The organism is Bacillus sp. YP1 (genome assembly GCF_000877815.1).
Classification (GTDB): domain Bacteria; phylum Bacillota; class Bacilli; order Bacillales; family Bacillaceae; genus Bacillus; species Bacillus subtilis.
In genome coordinates, this window is the sequence record NZ_CP010014.1 from 2,109,287 (window position 1) to 2,127,074 (window position 17,788).

17 protein-coding genes are annotated in these 17,788 nt (G+C 46.0%); 3 read left to right on the top strand and 14 right to left on the bottom strand.

Features of this window, described 5'->3' with window-relative positions:
• Positions 1-7: 7 nt before the first annotated feature.
• The 3 genes from bcd to QF06_RS10240 form a co-directional block, all read right to left on the bottom strand.
• On the bottom strand, positions 8-1,102 hold the full coding sequence (gene bcd, locus QF06_RS10230) for a branched-chain amino acid dehydrogenase (protein WP_003230309.1): 1,095 nt from the start codon (positions 1,100-1,102) through the stop codon (positions 8-10).
• A gap of 11 nt (positions 1,103-1,113) precedes the next feature.
• On the bottom strand, positions 1,114-2,013 hold the full coding sequence (gene yqiS, locus QF06_RS10235; protein ID WP_041850003.1) for a phosphate butyryltransferase: 900 nt from the start codon (positions 2,011-2,013) through the stop codon (positions 1,114-1,116).
• Positions 2,014-2,137: 124 nt separating this feature from the next.
• Complete coding sequence (locus tag QF06_RS10240; protein ID WP_004398669.1) at positions 2,138-4,216, bottom strand: sigma-54 interaction domain-containing protein; 2,079 nt, start codon at positions 4,214-4,216, stop codon at positions 2,138-2,140.
• A 152-nt stretch (positions 4,217-4,368) separates the two neighbouring features.
• On the opposite strand from QF06_RS10240, the gene QF06_RS10245 reads away from it, so the two are divergent.
• Positions 4,369-4,605, top strand: coding sequence for a DUF2627 domain-containing protein (locus tag QF06_RS10245; protein WP_003230304.1), 237 nt, complete (start codon positions 4,369-4,371; stop codon positions 4,603-4,605).
• Between the two features lie 41 nt (positions 4,606-4,646).
• Here QF06_RS10245 and prpB read toward each other — a convergent pair whose 3' ends face one another.
• From prpB to QF06_RS10290, 9 genes are all read right to left on the bottom strand, one after another.
• Positions 4,647-5,552, bottom strand: coding sequence for a methylisocitrate lyase (gene prpB, locus QF06_RS10250; protein WP_004398772.1), 906 nt, complete (start codon positions 5,550-5,552; stop codon positions 4,647-4,649).
• A gap of 17 nt (positions 5,553-5,569) precedes the next feature.
• Positions 5,570-6,988 carry a bifunctional 2-methylcitrate dehydratase/aconitate hydratase gene (locus QF06_RS10255; protein ID WP_080332528.1) on the bottom strand — a complete coding sequence of 473 codons (1,419 nt, stop codon included), beginning with the start codon at positions 6,986-6,988 and terminating at the stop codon, positions 5,570-5,572.
• 14 nt (positions 6,989-7,002) lie between these two features.
• A complete protein-coding gene (gene mmgD / locus QF06_RS10260) occupies positions 7,003-8,121 on the bottom strand; it encodes a citrate synthase (protein WP_041850006.1) in 1,119 nt (372 codons plus the stop codon).
• Positions 8,122-8,154: 33 nt separating this feature from the next.
• Positions 8,155-9,294 carry an acyl-CoA dehydrogenase gene (locus tag QF06_RS10265; protein ID WP_032726112.1) on the bottom strand — a complete coding sequence of 380 codons (1,140 nt, stop codon included), beginning with the start codon at positions 9,292-9,294 and terminating at the stop codon, positions 8,155-8,157.
• Between the two features lie 27 nt (positions 9,295-9,321).
• A complete protein-coding gene (locus tag QF06_RS10270; protein ID WP_041850007.1) occupies positions 9,322-10,185 on the bottom strand; it encodes a 3-hydroxybutyryl-CoA dehydrogenase in 864 nt (287 codons plus the stop codon).
• Positions 10,186-10,209: 24 nt separating this feature from the next.
• Complete coding sequence (locus QF06_RS10275; RefSeq protein ID WP_041850008.1) at positions 10,210-11,391, bottom strand: acetyl-CoA C-acetyltransferase; 1,182 nt, start codon at positions 11,389-11,391, stop codon at positions 10,210-10,212.
• 126 nt (positions 11,392-11,517) lie between these two features.
• Positions 11,518-12,249 (bottom strand): glycerophosphodiester phosphodiesterase, encoded by a 732-nt coding sequence (locus QF06_RS10280; RefSeq protein WP_041850009.1) that lies wholly within the window; start codon positions 12,247-12,249, stop codon positions 11,518-11,520.
• A 78-nt stretch (positions 12,250-12,327) separates the two neighbouring features.
• Positions 12,328-12,948 (bottom strand): N-acetylmuramoyl-L-alanine amidase family protein, encoded by a 621-nt coding sequence (locus tag QF06_RS10285; RefSeq protein ID WP_010886565.1) that lies wholly within the window; start codon positions 12,946-12,948, stop codon positions 12,328-12,330.
• A gap of 14 nt (positions 12,949-12,962) precedes the next feature.
• Positions 12,963-13,256 carry a lipoprotein gene (locus tag QF06_RS10290; RefSeq protein ID WP_003230284.1) on the bottom strand — a complete coding sequence of 98 codons (294 nt, stop codon included), beginning with the start codon at positions 13,254-13,256 and terminating at the stop codon, positions 12,963-12,965.
• A gap of 307 nt (positions 13,257-13,563) precedes the next feature.
• Between QF06_RS10290 and QF06_RS21810 the strand changes: the two genes are divergently transcribed.
• On the top strand, positions 13,564-13,716 hold the full coding sequence (locus tag QF06_RS21810) for a hypothetical protein (protein ID WP_014480226.1): 153 nt from the start codon (positions 13,564-13,566) through the stop codon (positions 13,714-13,716).
• A 72-nt stretch (positions 13,717-13,788) separates the two neighbouring features.
• Positions 13,789-14,907 carry an NADH-dependent flavin oxidoreductase gene (locus QF06_RS10295; protein WP_032726120.1) on the top strand — a complete coding sequence of 373 codons (1,119 nt, stop codon included), beginning with the start codon at positions 13,789-13,791 and terminating at the stop codon, positions 14,905-14,907.
• 464 nt (positions 14,908-15,371) lie between these two features.
• On the opposite strand, the gene spo0A is transcribed toward QF06_RS10295, so the two are convergent.
• Together spo0A and spoIVB are read right to left on the bottom strand one after the other, a co-directional pair.
• Positions 15,372-16,175: a sporulation transcription factor Spo0A gene (gene spo0A, locus QF06_RS10300; RefSeq protein ID WP_003226427.1), complete on the bottom strand. Its 804-nt coding sequence runs from the start codon at positions 16,173-16,175 to the stop codon at positions 15,372-15,374.
• A gap of 275 nt (positions 16,176-16,450) precedes the next feature.
• Entirely contained in the window at positions 16,451-17,731 is a 1,281-nt protein-coding gene (gene spoIVB, locus QF06_RS10305; protein ID WP_004398697.1) for a SpoIVB peptidase, read from the bottom strand.
• Between the last annotated feature and the right edge of the window lie 57 nt (positions 17,732-17,788).

Sequence of the window (17,788 nt, forward strand, 5' to 3'; positions counted from 1 at the left end):
CAATTTCTTAACGTCTGCTTAATACACTGTGGCCGTTTTGCAAAAACTGGCTTCTTGAGCGGCGCATGCGTTCAATCCGTTCCTCTGCCAAGCGGTCAGCCGCTAAATATGCAGGAATGCCGTCACGCTGAGAAATCTCAAGTACACGCTCGATATTGCCGTAAATGCCTTCAACTTTTTTCAATGCACGTTCTGCATTATAGCCGTAAAGCTCATCTGCCACGTTGATGACACCGCCCGCGTTAATCACGTAATCCGGTGCATAAACGATGCCCATTTCGTGAATTTGATCACCATGGCGTGTCTCTTTTAATTGGTTGTTAGCCGCACCTGCGATCACTTTCGCCTTCAGCTGTTTAATGGTGTCGTCGTTAATAGTCGCACCAAGGGCACACGGCGCATAAATATCGCAGTCTTGTGAATAAATGTCATCAGGATCTACCGCACGGGCGCCAAAATCTTCAACTGCACGCTGTACAGATTGTTTGTTGATATCCGTAACGATTAAGTTTGCTCCTTCTTCATGCAGGTGGCGGCAAAGGTTATAGGCTACGTTCCCAACACCCTGTACAGCAATGGTTTTTCCTTCAAGAGAGTCGGTTCCGAAAGCAGCTTTAGCTGCTGCCTTCATTCCTCTGTACACCCCGTACGCTGTGACTGGGGACGGATTTCCAGAAGAGCCGAAAGCAGGAGAAATCCCTGTGACATAGTCTGTCTCATCATGAATGATATCCATATCCTCGACCGTTGTGCCCACATCTTCAGCCGTGATGTATCTGCCATTCAGTCCTTGAATATAGCGGCCAAACGCGCGGAACATTTCCTCATTTTTGTCTTTGCGCGGATCGCCGATAATGACTGTTTTTCCGCCGCCAAGGTTTAAGCCTGCCGCCGCGTTCTTATAGGTCATGCCTCTTGCCAATCTGAGCGCATCTTCAATTGCCGCTTCTTCATTTTCATATGTCCACATTCTCGTTCCGCCAAGCGCCGGACCAAGCGTTGTATCATGAATGGCGATAATCGCTTTTAATCCAGATTGTTCATCCTGGCAGAATACCAATTGTTCGTAATCGTATTTCTCCATATATTTAAAAAGTTCCATGTTCGTTCCTCCTAATGTGTGTATTCTTCAGATGCGCATATTGCCAGCGCAATGGAATACAGTTTATTTTCAGCAGAGTCCGCTCTGCTTGTTAAAGCAATCGGTGCTTTTGCTCCTGTAATGACAGCCGCCACGCTGGCCTTGGCAAAATAAATCAGTGATTTATATAAAATATTGCCGGCCTCAATTGTTGGGACGAGAAGGATATCTGCGTTGCCCGCTACGTCTCCCGAAATTTTTTTCTGGGCCGCGGCAATTTGTGAAACTGCGTTATCCAAAGCAAGCGGTCCATCAACAATGCAGCCTTTGATCTGGCCCCTTTTGTACATTTGAGCTAGAGCAGCTGCATTCACGGTCGCTTCCATTTTAGGGTTCACCGTTTCGACCGCTGCAAGGGCAGCTGCTTTTGGCATATTGTTCCCCACTGCATGGGCCACATGAACGGCATTTTGCAAAATCTGCCGGAGCTCTTCCAGCGAAGGAGCAATATTCATTGCCGAATCTGTCACAAACATCAGCCGGTCAAAATCCGGTATATCGAAGACAGCCACGTGAGAAAGGACACTTGCTGACCGAAGCCCCTCCTGTCTGTTCAATACCGCTTTAAGCAAAACAGAAGTCGGCACATTGCCTTTCATTAAAACGTCCGCTGTTTTATGATGCACAGCACGAACCGCTAATTTCGCCGATTCCTCAGGAGTATTGGCATGGACGATTTCCACTTGATGCCCTTGCATGGATAATGTCAGCTCGTTCAGTTTTTTGCTGTCGCCCGTTAACAAGAAACGGGCGGATAGGTGCTCGGCTGCCAGCTTTACAGCCCGGATCACTTCCTCATCCTCAGCATGAGCAACCGCAATGGTCTTATTTTTGTGTATCGACGCTTTGCCGATTAAATCTTTCAGCTTCATCTGTTACCACCTTTCTTGTTTCGACTCCGCCTTTTATTATGCAAGTTCCATGCCAGCTCTTAAGGGTGCTGTCATACCAGGTATACCGAAACATTCGTGCAGATGTTTGCGTTTATTCTGCAAATTATTGCATGCCTTCATTTGCAAGGCCATATTTATCCATTTTGTAATATAAATTCCGAATGCTGACACCGAGAGCTTTTGCTGTTTTTGTCCGGTTAAAATGATGCTTTTCAAGCGTTTGCTGGATCAAATGCGCTTCAAATTTTTCTACTGCGACAGACAGCTTTTCGCCTTCAATATCCGGAAAATCAAAACCTGTTCCCTGATCTGTGTCATTTTCTTTTTGCTCAAGTTCGAATACAGGCAAGTGATCTTTTTCAATCCATTCCATATGCGGATTCAGAAAAATCATGGCTCGTCCAAGGACATTTTCAAGCTCCCGGACATTCCCAGGCCAATGGTAGGCAGATAAGGCGCGCAAGGCTTGCTGTGAGAGCCCTTTTACATTCCTGCCGTAATCCCGGTTGATCTTTTGGATAAGTCTGACGCTCAATGCTTCAATGTCCTCCAACCGCTGCCGCAAAGGCGGGATGGAGATCGGATAGCGATTGATCCGGTAATACAGGTCTTCCCGGAATGTTCCGTCCGCCATCGCCTTTTCAATATTTACATTTGTCGCCGCGATCACTCTGACGTTGACAGGGATCGCTTTCGTGCCGCCCACTCTGACGATTTCCTTTTCTTGAAGGACGCGTAGCAATTTGGCCTGCATATTTTGTGTCAGCTCACCGATTTCATCTAAGAAAATACTGCCGTTATTTGCTTCCTCAAATAAACCCTTTTTACCGCCGCGCTTCGCTCCTGAAAACGCACCATCCTCATAGCCGAACAATTCTGATTCGAGCAGGTTTTCAGAAAGGGCTGCACAATTCACGCGAATAAATTTATTGTATTTCCGGTCACTTTCGTTATGGATGGCATGGGCGAACAGTTCTTTTCCTGTTCCTGATTCCCCGCGCAGCAAGATGGTTGCCGGTGTTTTCGCACCGAGCTTCGCCTGCTCAAGCGCAACCAGCATTTGCTCGCTTTTGCCGATAATGTCGTCAAACGTGTATTTCGCTTCAAGCGTGCGAATAATTTGTCTGGCGCGATTAAGCTCCGCTGTCAGCATTTTAATTTCGGAAACATCGTGAATCACGCCGACGCTGCCTTTCAAAATCCCGTCCACAATCACCGGTGCTACATTAACGATCACTTCTTTTTCATTCGGGCCGACCTTCATTCTGACACCGCGGACAGGACGTCTTGTTTCAAGCACCTTTAAATGCATGCTTTCGCCTTCGGAAATATCAGTGTTTGCAGGCTTGCCGATGACTTCTTTTTCAGAAAGCCCCGTCATTTTCGTATACGCTTTATTGATTAGCAGGCCGATGCCGTTTTCATCAACGACAGAAATCGCCTCATCGGAGGATTGAATAATTGCCTCCAGCATCGTACGGACCTGCTTTAAGTTGGTCACTTCCTCTGCCAGCTCGACCGCATCAGTGATATCTTTAAACACACAAAGAGCCCCGAGCAGACGTCCGCCTTCATCAATAATCGGCAGTCTTGTGGTCACAATTTGCAAATGATCGCCTAACAGCTGCTTCTGGTTGTATTCAGGCACTCTTGTTTTTAAAATCCGCGGCATCTTAGTGCTCGGAATCACTTCTTTTATTGGGCGCCCAATGACTTCCTCACGTTTTTTTCCGACCATTTTTTCGGCCATATGGTTAAAGAGAATGATTTCTTCATTGATATCAATAAAAATCATTCCATCATGGGTGGAATTAAAAATTCTGTCATATTTATAGGTTTGCTCTTTTAGCATTTGAATCAGGTGCTGCTTTTCTTCCATCAGCTGAAAAACGATGTATGCCATTTTTCCCGGCATGACAATGGTATCTTCATGCTTTCTTTGAAGGAGCTCGTCAAACACGGCTTGATCGCCGGTAGTATGAATGACGATATCCGGTTTTTGTTGTATGTAAGGTTTCCAATCAGATGATACGGCAATCCCATACTGTTCTGCTTCTTTCAATCCCGGCGCCTCGGGGTCTTTGTCAACTACGGCAATGATATCTATGATGGCTGTTTTAATCAGAATATGTAATAACGCCGTTCCCCTTTTGCCGGCACCTACTATCAGTACCTTTTGCATCCCGATACCCCTTTGTATGAAAAAATTTGCACACCTATTTATTCCGTTGCAATAATTTGCACAACCCTATGTTACCACGTTTTCTTCTCTTGACAAAATATTTTTTCCGCTGGACAATAAAGGAAATGAAAAGATAAAGGGGTTTTCTGAAGATGAGCCGACTTCTTGCGCTTTTAATATTAGTCATCCCCGGGGCTATTTCTGCTTTAGGCATTAAACTGATGAGAGATACACTTTTCGGCCATACAATCAAGCCATTTTCAGCTCTTTGGCTCCAAGGGTTGTCAGGATTCATCTTTTTTGCGATCGGCCTCTATGTGCTGGCCGGGTTCATTTTATACAGAGACAGAAAACGCAATCAAGTCAGCCCGCGATTCAGAAAACGATAGCTGAAAAAAAGCCGGAGAATGCTCCGGCTTTTTTTGTTGCATTATTCGTCAGGCAAAACGGTCTTGGCAATCGTTTTGTCTAACGCTTCATAGTCATAATAAGAAATCGTATCGTACAGTTCTTTTCGTGTCTGCATATCATGAAGTCCTTCTTTTTGTGAGCCGTGCTCCTTCATCAAACCAAACATCCGCTCACAAGCTTTTGCCGCCGCTCGAAGCGAGGTGACAGGATATATCACCATGTGAAACCCCATATCTTCGAATTCATCGGCACGATAATATGGCGTTTTCCCAAATTCAGTCATATTCGCAAGGAGCGGAACGGGGATACGCTCAGCAAACTGGCGGAATTCATTCTCCGCCTGTAGCGCTTCCGGGAAAATTGCGTCCGCTCCCGCCTCAATGTAAGCCTCTGAACGTTTTATTGCGGCATCAAGCCCTTCCTGCGCCCTGGCATCAGTACGGGCAACAACAATAAGGGAGGGTGCCGCTTGTTTAATGGCTTTTATTTTTTGCGCCATTTCCTTTATCGGAACTAGCTGTTTGCCATTTAAATGTCCGCATTTTTTTGGGAGCTGCTGGTCTTCCATTTGAACGGCTGCTACCCTGGCTTCAAGCATCTCCCGGGCTGTTCGGGCGGCATTTAAGACACCGCCAAATCCCGTATCGATATCCACAAGCAAAGGCAGATCAGCTGCACGCACAAGATCTTTGGCCCGTTCAGCTATCTCTGCCGATGTGATGATCCCTAAATCAGGCAGCCCCCTGCTGGCTGTATAGGCAGCACCGGACAAATAAATAGCAGAAAAACCGGCTTCTTTCGCAAGCAAAGCGGCCATCCCGTCATGGGCGCCGGGAATTTGAAGAATGTCCGGTGCTGACATCAGCTTGCGGAAACGCCCGGCAAGCTCCTCTTGTGACGATTGCTTATTGACGATCCACGACATGAAACAAAATCCCCCTTTTACATGCAGAACATGTCTACGAATTCATTTACGCGCATCGTTTGTAATGTCTCATAGCTGGTACAGCGCTCATAAATGTGTTTGTGCTGTTTATCAGGAAAATGGGTTTTGAGATTGTCAGAAAACTTTTCCAGCAGTTTCGGCACTGCTTCCTCTCTTCGAAAACGATGGCCGAGGGGAAACTCACATTCCACCATTTCCGTGCTCGTTCCATCTTTAAAATGAACCTGAACGGCATTTGAGATGGAGCGTTTATCAGGCTTCAAATAATCCTCGGTATATGTTTTATTTTCAGTCACTTCCATTTTATCACGAAGTTTATCTATTCTCGGATCATTCGCTGTTTCAGCTTCATAATGCTGTGCGGTGATATCACCAAAAAGCAAACCGATTGCTGTAATGTATTGGAGACAGTGATCACGGTCTGCCGGATTGTGGAGCGGGCCTTTTTTATCAATGATACGGATAGCGGATTCATGCGTTCTGATGACAACTCGGTCTATCTCGTCAATCCGGTTCTTTACCTGCGGGTGAAGAATGACGGCGCACTCCGCCGCTGTCTGGGCGTGAAATTCCGCAGGATAAGACACTTTAAATAACACATTTTCCATGACATAAGCGTCGAGCGGACGGGCAAGCTTGATCTCTTTCTTATTGAATAAAACGTCTTGGAACCCCCAACCCGGTGCACTCAGGGCTGTCGGATAACCCATTTCCCCTTTTAACGACATCAGCGCCAAATGAACACCTCTGCTCGTTGCATCTCCTGCCGCCCATGATTTACGCGAGCCTGTATTCGGTGAATGGCGGTATGTCCTCAATGCTGCATTGTCAATCCATGCATTCGAAAGCGCATTTTTGATTTCTTCTCTTCCGCCGCCCAAAAGCTTTGCCGCAACAGCGGTTGTCGCAACTTTGACAAACAGCACATGGTCAAGGCCAACTCGATTTAAGCTGTTTTCTAACGCCAGCACACCTTGAATCTCGTGTGCTTTGATCATCATCTCAAGTACGTCGCGTACTGTTAACGGCTCTTTTCCTTCAGACAGCCTCACTCTTGATACATAATCAGCAGCGGCAAGGATTCCTCCCAAGTTATCGGATGGATGCCCCCACTCCGCCGCCAGCCACGTATCGTTGTAATCGAGCCAGCGAATCATGCAGCCGATATTAAACGCTGCCCTCACAGGATCGAGAACATATGACGTTCCCGGCACTTTGCTTCCATTCGGCACAGTCGTTCCTGGAACAATCGGGCCAAGCAGCTTTGTGCATTCCGGATACCGTAGCGCCAAGATCCCGCAGCCCAGGGTATCCAGCAATACATGCCCCGCTGTAGTATACGCTTCGGTACTAGTAATCTCTTTTTCAAGCACATAGTCTGTGATTTCTACGATTACACGATCCGTTTTCGGCATTCTACCAGCTCCTTTCATGATTTTGTTTGATATCGCGGGCCCATGTAACTGACACGGGGACGGAAGAGCCGATTATTGGCATGCTGTTCGATCACATGGGCGCATAAACCGGACGTTCTCGCGCTGAAAAAGACCGGCGTATATAAAGGAATCGGTATGCCGAGCATCCAATACACCGGGGCAGCATAGTAATCCAAATTCGGGTAAAGCCCTTTTTCCTTCTCCATCAGCCGCTCACCCGCTTCACACATCTCATATAAACGATGGTCACAGGCTTTATCGCATAATTGCTGCAGCGCCTCTTTCATCATGAGTGCTCTTGGGTCCATTTTTTTCATATACACCCGGTGGCCGAAGCCCATGATTTTTTCTTTTCTTTTCAGTTTTGTTTGCAGAAGCTGCTCAAAATCAGATGTCGTTTTTGCCTCCAAAAGCAAATACATCACAGCTTCGTTTGCTCCTCCGTGAAGATTCCCTTTCAGGGAAGCGACAGCCCCAGTCAAAGCCCCATAAAGATCTGAATGTGTAGATGCAATGACCCTGGCCGCAAAGGTTGAATTCGGCATCTCATGCTCACTATACAGGACGAGCGACCGGTCAAAAATCTGTTCTTCCAATGAAGACGGCAATTTCCCTGTCATCATGTATAGAAAATTCGCACTGTAGGATAAGGTATGAAGCGGAAGAATCGGTTCTTTCTTATTAATGATCCTGTAGCTGGCAGCAGTGAGGGCAGGCATTTTCCCAAGAAGCTGATAGGCGCGTTCTTTGTTTGCGGAAGGAGACCGATCATCAATTTGCCGATCATAGCCAGCAAGTGCCGACAGGCCGGTACGCAGACTATCCATTGGATGAGTGTCCTCAGGGAGCAGCTCAAGCAGACGGAGATGATCAGCAGGCAGGCTTGCGGCACTGTTTATTTTACGTTCCAGCGTCTCCATTTCACTTTCTTCTGGCAGCCTGCCCTCCAGCAATAAATGGACAAGCTCCAGATAGCTTTTTGTTTCAGAAAGTTCTATTAAATCATAGCCTCTTATCAAAATCTGGCTGGACTGCGTGTCAAGATAAGAAATATGAGTTTCTGCCGCAATCACACCGTCCAACCCTGGAGAATATTGCTGTTTCTCCTCCATATCCTCAACCTCCGTTTATGCGTTTTTTGTCTATCAGGTTCCGCCAAGCAAATACTTAGAAATAATCAGTCTTTGAATCTCGTTCGTCCCTTCATAGATTTGCGTCACCTTTGCATCGCGAAGCAAGCGCTCAACCGGATAATCCTTCATATAGCCATATCCTCCATAAATTTGAACGGCGTCTAACGCTGCCTTCACGGCTGCATCGGAAGCAAATTGTTTAGCCATAGACGCTTCTTTTCCACAATTTAGGCCGCGGTTATGAAGGTCTGCGGCGTGGTAGACAAGATGTCTTGCCGCCTCTGCCCTAGTCGCCATGTCAGCCAGCTTAAATGATATGCCTTGATTGGCTGCGATCGGCCTTCCAAATTGCACTCGCTGCTTCGCATAATCAACGGCATGCTCAAGAGCCGCCTCTGCAATTCCGAGGGCCTGTGCCGCAATGCCGATCCGGCCGACATTTAAATTCGCCATGGCAATGTGAAAGCCATCCCCCTCTTTGCCAAGCAAATTGGCTTCAGGCACTTCTGCATTATCAAAAATCAGTTCCGTAGTATTGGAGCCATAAAGCCCCAGCTTTCTTTCTTTTTTTCCAACGGTAAAACCGGGTGTGTTTTTTTCAACAATAAAAGCCGAAATTCCGTGCCTGCCTTGATCTGGAGCTGTTAAAGCAAATGTGATATAGATATCAGCTGCTCCGCCATTCGTTATGAATATTTTCGATCCGTTTAATAGATATTTGCCGTTCTTTTTGATTGCTGTTGTGCGGAGGCTCCCGGCATCCGACCCCGAGTGAGGCTCCGTTAGTGCAAATGCGCCCAAATGGTCTCCTGACGCGAGCTTTGGTATATATTTCATCTTTTGTTCTTCGTTGCCGAAATACAGAATTGGATTTGTGCCGACTGAGGTATGAACGGAGAGTATCACGCCGACAGCCGCACTGATTCTAGAAATCTCATGAATCGCCAAAATATAAGAAACAACGTCCGCCCCGGCACCGCCGTATTGTTCCGGCACCGGTATTCCCATCAGTCCGTGTTCACCCATTTTTTTGATCAGCTGAAAGGGAAATTCGTCCGTTTTCTCCATGATTTCCGCAGCGGGAGCAATTTCTTTTCGTGCAAAATCACGCACCATTTTTCGCATCATGACTTGCTCTTGCGTTACATGCAACTCGGCCACCCCCGGATGGAATAGACTTCAGGAAGTCCTCTCCTCATAGTCATAAAAACCGCGTCCGCTCTTTTTGCCAAGCCAGCCTGCTTTGACATACTTGCGGAGCAGCGGGCATGGACGGTATTTGGAATCGCCAAGGCCTGAGTGAAGGACTTCCATAATTGATAAACACGTATCCAGTCCGATAAAATCCGCTAATGCAAGCGGACCCATCGGATGATTCATGCCCAGCTTCATCACTTCGTCTATTGCCTCCGGCTTCGCCACTCCCTCATACACGCAATAGATGGCTTCATTAATCATTGGAAGAAGCACACGGTTGGAAACAAACCCAGGAAAATCATTGACTTCTACCGCTGTTTTCCCCATCTTTTCCGCTAATGCCATAACATCTAAGGCCGTTTCTTCTGATGTAGCCAAGCCGCGAATCACTTCAACCAGCTTCATTACAGGGACGGGATTCATAAAATGCATGCCAATAACCCGTTGAGGCCGGCTTGTTACAGCAGCGATTTCTGTAATAGGCAAGGAAGATGTATTGCTGGCCAAAATCGTATGAGGCGGGCACATGCGATCAAGTGTTTTAAACATCTCAGTTTTTGCCGCCATGTTTTCTGCGATAGCCTCAATCACAATGTCCGCATGCTCTGCCTCCTCAAGCGTTTGAGAAATCGAAATGCGGCTGATTACGCTCTTCACTTCCGTCACGGTCCTTTTTCCTTTCTCAGCATCACGGTCCAGCTGTTTCTTCAGCCGTTTCAATCCTGCCTCAGCGGCCTCTGGATTCACATCATACATCCGCACATAAAAGCCCGCGTCGGCAGCTGTTTGAGCAATTCCGCTTCCCATCTGACCTGCGCCAGCTACCATGATTTGTTTGATTTCCATTCAAATCCCCTTTTTCATCATGTTTTAATGAACCTGCACTAAGACGGCGTCTCCCTGTGCTGCCCCGCTGCAAATAGCGGCAACGCCCAGCCCCCCTCCCCGCCGCTTTAATTCATAAACAAGCGTCATGAGAATTCTCGCCCCGCTCGCGCCGATCGGATGGCCGAGCGCGATCGCACCGCCATTTACATTTACTTTTTCAAGATCGAAACCTACGATTTTTTCACATGTCAAAACAACTGAAGCAAAAGCTTCATTTACTTCAAACAAGTCAATATCTTGGACAGTTAAACCGTTCTTTTTCAGGAGCTTGTTAATGGCAAATCCCGGCGCTGCCGCCAGCTCGTGCGCTGGCATTCCCGTAGTTGAAAAACCAAGAATTGTAGCCAGAGGCCGTTTGCCAAGCTCAGCAGCTTTTTCCTCAGACATCAGCACGAACGCGCCGGCTCCGTCATTGACTCCAGGAGCATTGCCGGCTGTGATAGAACCGTCACTTGCATAAATAGGAGCAAGTTTCGCGAGCTGATCCAGACTTGTGTCACGGCGAATCGCTTCATCTTTATCAACAACGTTTGGTTTTCCTTTTCGACCGATCCAGTTGACAGGAACAATTTCATCCTGAAACTTCCCTTCATCGGCGGCCTTAGCTGCCCTTGCATGACTTCTCAACGCCCATTCGTCCTGCTCTCTTCGTGAGATTGCATATTCCATGGCAGCTATATTTCCGTGAACAGCCATGTGCACCTCGTCAAATGCGCACGTTAATCCGTCATACACCATTAAGTCCCTAAGCTCGCCGTCCCCCATCCGTGCTCCCCAGCGCCCGGCGGGAACGGCATACGGAATATTGCTCATGCTTTCCATTCCCCCCGCAACAAGTATGTTCGCATCCTGCGCCCGAATCATTTGATCACATAAAGTGACAGCACGAAGGCCGGAAGCACAGACTTTATTCAGTGTTTCTGACGGCACACTCCAAGGCATTCCCGCCAGACGGGCAGCTTGACGGGAAGGTATCTGCCCTGAGCCGGCCTGGACAACCATGCCCATGACGTTTCCTTCTACATCATCTCCAGAGACTCCAGCCCGTTGCAGCGCCTCCTTCATCACAATGCCCCCAAGCTCAGCAGCTTTCACCTCTTTCAAAACTCCGCCGAATTTGCCAAATGGAGTTCTTGCAGCACTTACAATGACTGTTTTCCTCATGGTTTCACCTCATTCAGAAGATAGACAGCGCTTACAATTTCTAGTTGTCTTCTATGAATGTATGCTTTGAAAAGGGCATGAATGAATGAAAAAAGAAGGCTGCATCAAACAGCCTCCTTCTAACAACTATTCATTTTTCAGCAATGCCGAAGCCTTTTCTGGAAAGTCGGTAAACATGCCGTCTGCTCCCGCTTCAATGAGACACTTCATATCTTCCGGACGATTGACTGTATACGGCCTTACCTTAATCGAACTGTTCCTCATTTTCTTCAGCACTTCATCTGTGACCCCTGGGCTGTTTAACTTCGGGTGATAGCCGGAAGCCGGAATAGACGCGATATATCGATCTGCCTGATAAAGCACATCTGAAGTTAATACTGCCCGTTCGATATGCGGCGCAAGCCGGGCGCATAGCGCCAAGCTGTCATGATTAAACGTGGATAGGATGACTCTGTCCTCTACATTGAATCGCTTCACTGCCTCCAGCACTTTTTCTTCCATTCCCTCATAGCGGATCACGCTGTTTTTTAATTCAATGTTGATGAGAAAATCCTTTTTTACCGCCCACGAGAGCACATCTTCTAGCAGCGGCACTTTTATATCGCTGTACGCTTGATCGTGACCAGCGGCCGCATTCGCAGTCTTTACCTCATCATAGGCTGTATCCTTCACGAATCCTTTAAGTGATGTCGTGCGATTAAGTCTTTCATCATGAATCACAACAATGCGTCCTTCTTTCGTCAGCTGTACATCAAGCTCTATCCCATCCGCTCCGGCTTCAATTCCTTTTTCAAATGCAAGCATTGTATTTTCGGGAAATTGACCTGATGCCCCCCGGTGGGCAAAAATCTTTGTCATCGTTTCACCTCAAACCCTAAAGTTTTCTCCATTATACTTATTTTGTCGGCTCCACTCTAGGATTAAGGCTGTATCAATCTACTGATCATAATAAGAATCAATGCCGTTGACAATCGCATCTGCGGCCTTTTGCTGGTATTCTTCACTTCCCAGCTTGTCCGCATCAGAACTGTTAGTGATAAACCCAAGCTCCGCCAACACACTTGGCATTTGTGAATATGTAATGACGTAAAAGTCTGATTCTTTCACGCCCCTGTCTCTCGTTTGTAAGGATGAAACGAGCTGTGACTGAATATCGGATGCCAGACGCCGGCTGTTCTCCCCTTCATAATCAGATTGAAAATACGTTTCTGTTCCTGAAGCTGAAGCAACCCCTGAATTCACATGAATGCTGACAAAAAGGTCAGCCTGATTGGCACTTGCCTTAGCCACTCTTTCCTCCAAGGTCAGAAAATGATCGTCAGACCGGGATGCAACAGGATTGGCTCCCTCCTCTTTTAGTTTGTCTGTCACATGCTCTGAGACAGCCAAATTAATATCCTTTTCAAAGAGCCCGTTTCCGACCGCTCCACTGTCTTCACCGCCGTGTCCGGCATCAATATACACTGTTTTCCCTTCTATCGGCTCTGCTGCCTGTGCACAAGGCGCGAGCGTCAAAGCCAATCCGCACAGCGCCAAGCTCCTCCATAACATTCTCAACTTACTCCCTCCGGTCACGAGTTCTTTCGCAGCTGAATATCTTCCAGCTGTAAAGTTCCATTATCCTTCTTTGTATATTTCACCAGGACATGTGTCTGATCTGGCAGTGATTCACATTCATCACGTTTATCCTTCGGAACTTGTATCATGGTTTCTTCTCCATTAAGAGAAACCGCAATCGTATGAGGATCAGCCGAGCCAATGTATTTTCCCTCTTCGGTAAACCTTGGCACTGAGTCATCCGCACTTGCAACACTGCACCCCGAAAGAAAGAGCGCAGTAAACAGCAAAAGAACCGTTTGTTTCACATGACCACCTCTTCCTGATGTTTGGCTTTTATCTTTGACCAGAATGGCGAATTTGTAAAGACAACGCGAATGCAGGCGAGCAAGTTCCATGATTTTCAAAAGGGCTATACGACCCGATCATTTCCTGTTGTTAGAAAGATAACGAGCAGATTTGTCTATGAGGATGGCTCTAATTGAGGCGTCAATTAGAAAAAATTAGCGGAAAGAAGCAACTTTTTATTCATTTTAAAAAATTTGAGAATAGGGTGAGCAAATCGTTTGACGGGTGGGTCAGCCAAGCGTAACCTTTTAAAGGATATTTACTTTATTGAAAGAAGTTAAAGCCATGAAAAAATTCGTTCTGCTGCTGGCGGCAGCTGTCATCACATGCTCCATCGGCCACCAAATCAGCGGCGGCTACAAAGGCCCCGAAAAAGAGCGGCGAAAACATCACTCTGCACTCAAGATATTCAGTCGGTAAAGCAGATCAATTGCATTAATTTTTACATATAGGCTAGAATATGTGCGAATCCAAACGAAAGAAGATGATCAAATGAATCCTAAGTATAAGCCTCTGTTTGAACCATTTACGTTTAAAAGCGGCGTTACAATCGACAACCGGATCGCAGTAGCACCGATGACTCATTACGCTTCTAATGAAGACGGTACAATATCTGAAGCGGAGCTCGACTACATCATCCCCCGTTCAAAAGAGATGGGAATGGTGATTACAGCCTGCGCAAATGTTACACCGGACGGAAAAGCATTCCCCGGGCAGCCGGCCATCCATGACGATTCCAACATTCCAGGTTTAAAAAAGTTAGCACAAGCCATTCAGGCACAAGGCGCTAAAGCTGTTGTACAAATTCATCACGGCGGTATTGAGTGCCCGTCTGAGCTTGTTCCTCAACAAGATGTTGTGGGGCCAAGTGACGTGTTTGATAACGGCAAACAAATTGCTCGCGCATTAAAAGAAGAAGAAGTGGAAAACATTGTGAAGGCGTTTGGAGAAGCGACAAGACGTGCCATTGAAGCGGGCTTTGACGGTGTCGAAATTCACGGTGCAAACGGCTACTTAATTCAGCAGTTTTATTCTCCGAAAACCAACCAGCGCACGGATCGCTGGGGAGGAAGCGATGAAAAACGATTAGCCTTCCCGCTCGCTATTGTCGATGAAGTGAAAAAAGCCGCTTCAGAACATGCGAAGGGTGCGTTCTTAGTCGGATACCGCCTGTCTCCGGAAGAACCTGAGACACCGGGATTGACAATGACTGAAACTTATACGCTTGTTGATGCTTTAGGGGATAAAGAATTGGATTATCTTCATATCTCACTGATGGACGTGAACTCAAAAGCGCGCCGCGGTGCAGATCCGACTCGCACACGCATGGACTTATTGAATGAACGTGTCGGAAACAAAGTGCCGCTGATCGCCGTCGGTTCCATCCATTCCGCTGATGACGCGCTTGCCGTCATCGAAAACGGTATTCCGTTAGTCGCTATGGGACGCGAAATTCTAGTTGACCCTAACTGGACGGTAAAAGTAAAAGAAGGCCGTGAAAAGCAAATCGAAACAGTGATCAAAGGCACAGATAAAGAAAAATATCATTTGCCTGAACCGCTTTGGAAAGCAATTGTGAACACGCCAGGCTGGGTGCCTTATAAAGATTAATGTGCAAAAGACTGCCGAAACGATTCGGCAGTCTTTTTCCCTTTATATAAATAGTTTGTGTACACATCTAAACAGCAAAAGAAAGAGCTCCCCACCAACTTCGAAAAGAAAATCCAGGAAAAACCCCTCACGCTTTCTTGCTTTTTTCTTTTTCATTCGTACGTCTCCTTTTTACATGAATACGCCTTACTTACGATTTTGCAGGAGAAAGGTTTCATTTTATAACGGACACATTTAGGGTCGATCATGCTTCGTGATCCTATAAGATGTATGAATGGACCAAGAGTGCAGGTAATACCGCCATTTGCTTTCCTTACTTTTCAAACCTATCCTTTACTATATGCGGATACTTAATATTCTTCTCCCATACTACAAATGTCCCCAAAACAAAACGCCTCCTATTTATCAGCGCAAACTAATAAATAAAAGACGTTTGATTTAATGACCACTTAATAAGCTCATGTTTAAGAAGCCTTATGTTCTAATCTCAGCTTATCCGCAACCATTGCAATGAATTCCGAATTTGTCGGTTTAGCTTTTGTCATGCTGACAGTATAACCAAACAACGAGGAAATGGAATCAATGTTTCCTCTGCTCCATGCCACTTCAATTGCATGGCGGATCGCTCTTTCTACACGGCTTGCGGTTGTGTTAAATTTTTTGGCGATGTCCGGATAGAGGACTTTTGTAATGCTGCCGAGCAATTCGATGTCATTGTATACCATTGAGATTGCTTCGCGCAGATAGAGATAGCCTTTAATATGGGCTGGGACGCCGATTTCATGGATAATGCTTGTGATGCTCGCGTCGAGATTTTTCTTCTTTGGTTCAGGCTGGCTGCTGCGTATAATACTGCTTTGCGATGATGGCGCACGATGCGTCACACTGCTGGCATTTCCGCTGACCTGGCGGATATGGCCGACAAGGTTTTCCATATCAAACGGTTTGAGAATAAAGTAGGACGCGCCTAAATCGACGGCCTTTTTCGTGACATCTTCCTGTCCAAAGGCTGTCAGCATAATGACATTCGGCTGTTTTTTCAGATCTGATTCCCTCAGCCTCTCTAAAACCGCAAGTCCGTCTAAATGCGGCATAATAATATCTAATACGAGCACATCGGGATCTTTTTCTTTAAACAGCGACAGGCATTCCTGTCCGTTATAAGCAACGCCGATCACTTCCATGTCTTCCTGTCCTTCTATATATTCACTTAACAGGCTTACCAGCTCTCGATTATCATCAGCAACACAAACTTTAATTTTCTCCACGTTTCTTCCTCCCCAAATGTAGTTAACAGGATTCACCCTTGCTACATGTTTACATTCGACAAAACCGCTATATACCCTCTAAAAAAATCATAATCATCAATATTAGTGGCATATCTTTGTTATTCTATGTTTTTCTCTGTTTTTCGACTAAAAATGAAATTTGACAAACAAGGAAACGTGAATTTGTCGAAAAATCTTCTTTTGTATATTTTACCGTATGTATTCTGAGAAGTGAAGAGGGATCAAAATAAAAAAACTGCCGGAAACTCCGGCAGTCAGCTTGCTTTTTCTTTTCCATAAATATCGATTCCTGCTTCTGACAGCATCCATTCAATATGAACACCGTAACCGCTTGTCGGGTCATTTACAAATACATGGGTGACAGCACCGATCACTTTTCCATTTTGAATAATCGGGCTTCCGCTCATCCCCTGTACGATGCCTCCTGTTTCTTTCAACAGCCTTGGATCGGTAATTTTCAACACCATTCCTTTTGTCGCAGGGAATTTTTGCGGCGTTGTGCTGACGATTTCAATATCGAATTTTTCTACTTTGTCATCATCAATAACGGTTAAAATTTCAGCCGGCCCTTTTTTGACTTCGGTAGAAAACGCAACCGGCAATGCTTGATCTGATATGTTGTTTTGAATCGGCTGATGCAGTGTGCCGAAAATCCCAAACGGGCTGTTTCTGTTAATATCCCCGATCGTTTTGCGTTCTGAGGAAAATCGCGCCAGTTTTTCTCCCGGATTACCGCCTGTCCCTTTTTCAATTGATGTTACAGTGGATTTAACAATTTCTCCATTCTCCACTACAATTGGTTTCTTTGTATCCATATCGGAAATCACGTGGCCAAGTGCTCCGTATTTTTTTGTTTTCGGTTCATAAAAGGTCATAGTGCCGATGCCGGCAGCAGAATCTCTGATATATAACCCGATTCTGTATTTGCCTTCTCCTTCATCCTTTTCTGGAATCAGCTTCGTTTTGATTTTCTGTTTATCACGTTTGATCAGTAAATCTAAAGATTCACCAGTTTTCCCAGCCTTTTGAATAAATGGGGCTACATCATTCATTTTTTCAATTTTCTGTCCATTCATCTCAATAATGATGTCGCCCGCTTCAATTCCTGCCGTTTCTCCCGGAGATTTTTTGCCTTCACTTGTATTGATTTGATGAAATCCGACGACAAGAACACCGACGGAATGAAGTTTTACACCGATTGATTGTCCGCCAGGTATAACTTTTAAATCAGGAAGAACATGCACTTTTGTTTTTTTAATTGGAAATCCGGCAAGATCATATACCAATTCTGACTCACCTGATTTTTTGCCCGTCACCTTGATTTCATGCGGATCTTTCTTTACTGTAAACGCTTCTGAGGATTCTGATGTCTGAGCGTTTACCGATAAACTCGTTTCAATCGCTTGTGTTTGGGTTTCAAATACTCTCATTTGCGTTGGAATCAGTAAATATTCTTTTAGCGGTTTGCATAAACCTACACTTAATAACGAAACAAGGAGAATTAAACCTACTGCTTTTCTGATGTTATCGGGCATTCACTACTTCACTCTCCTCGCTCCTATCCCACACCTTCTTTATGACTTGCTGCTACA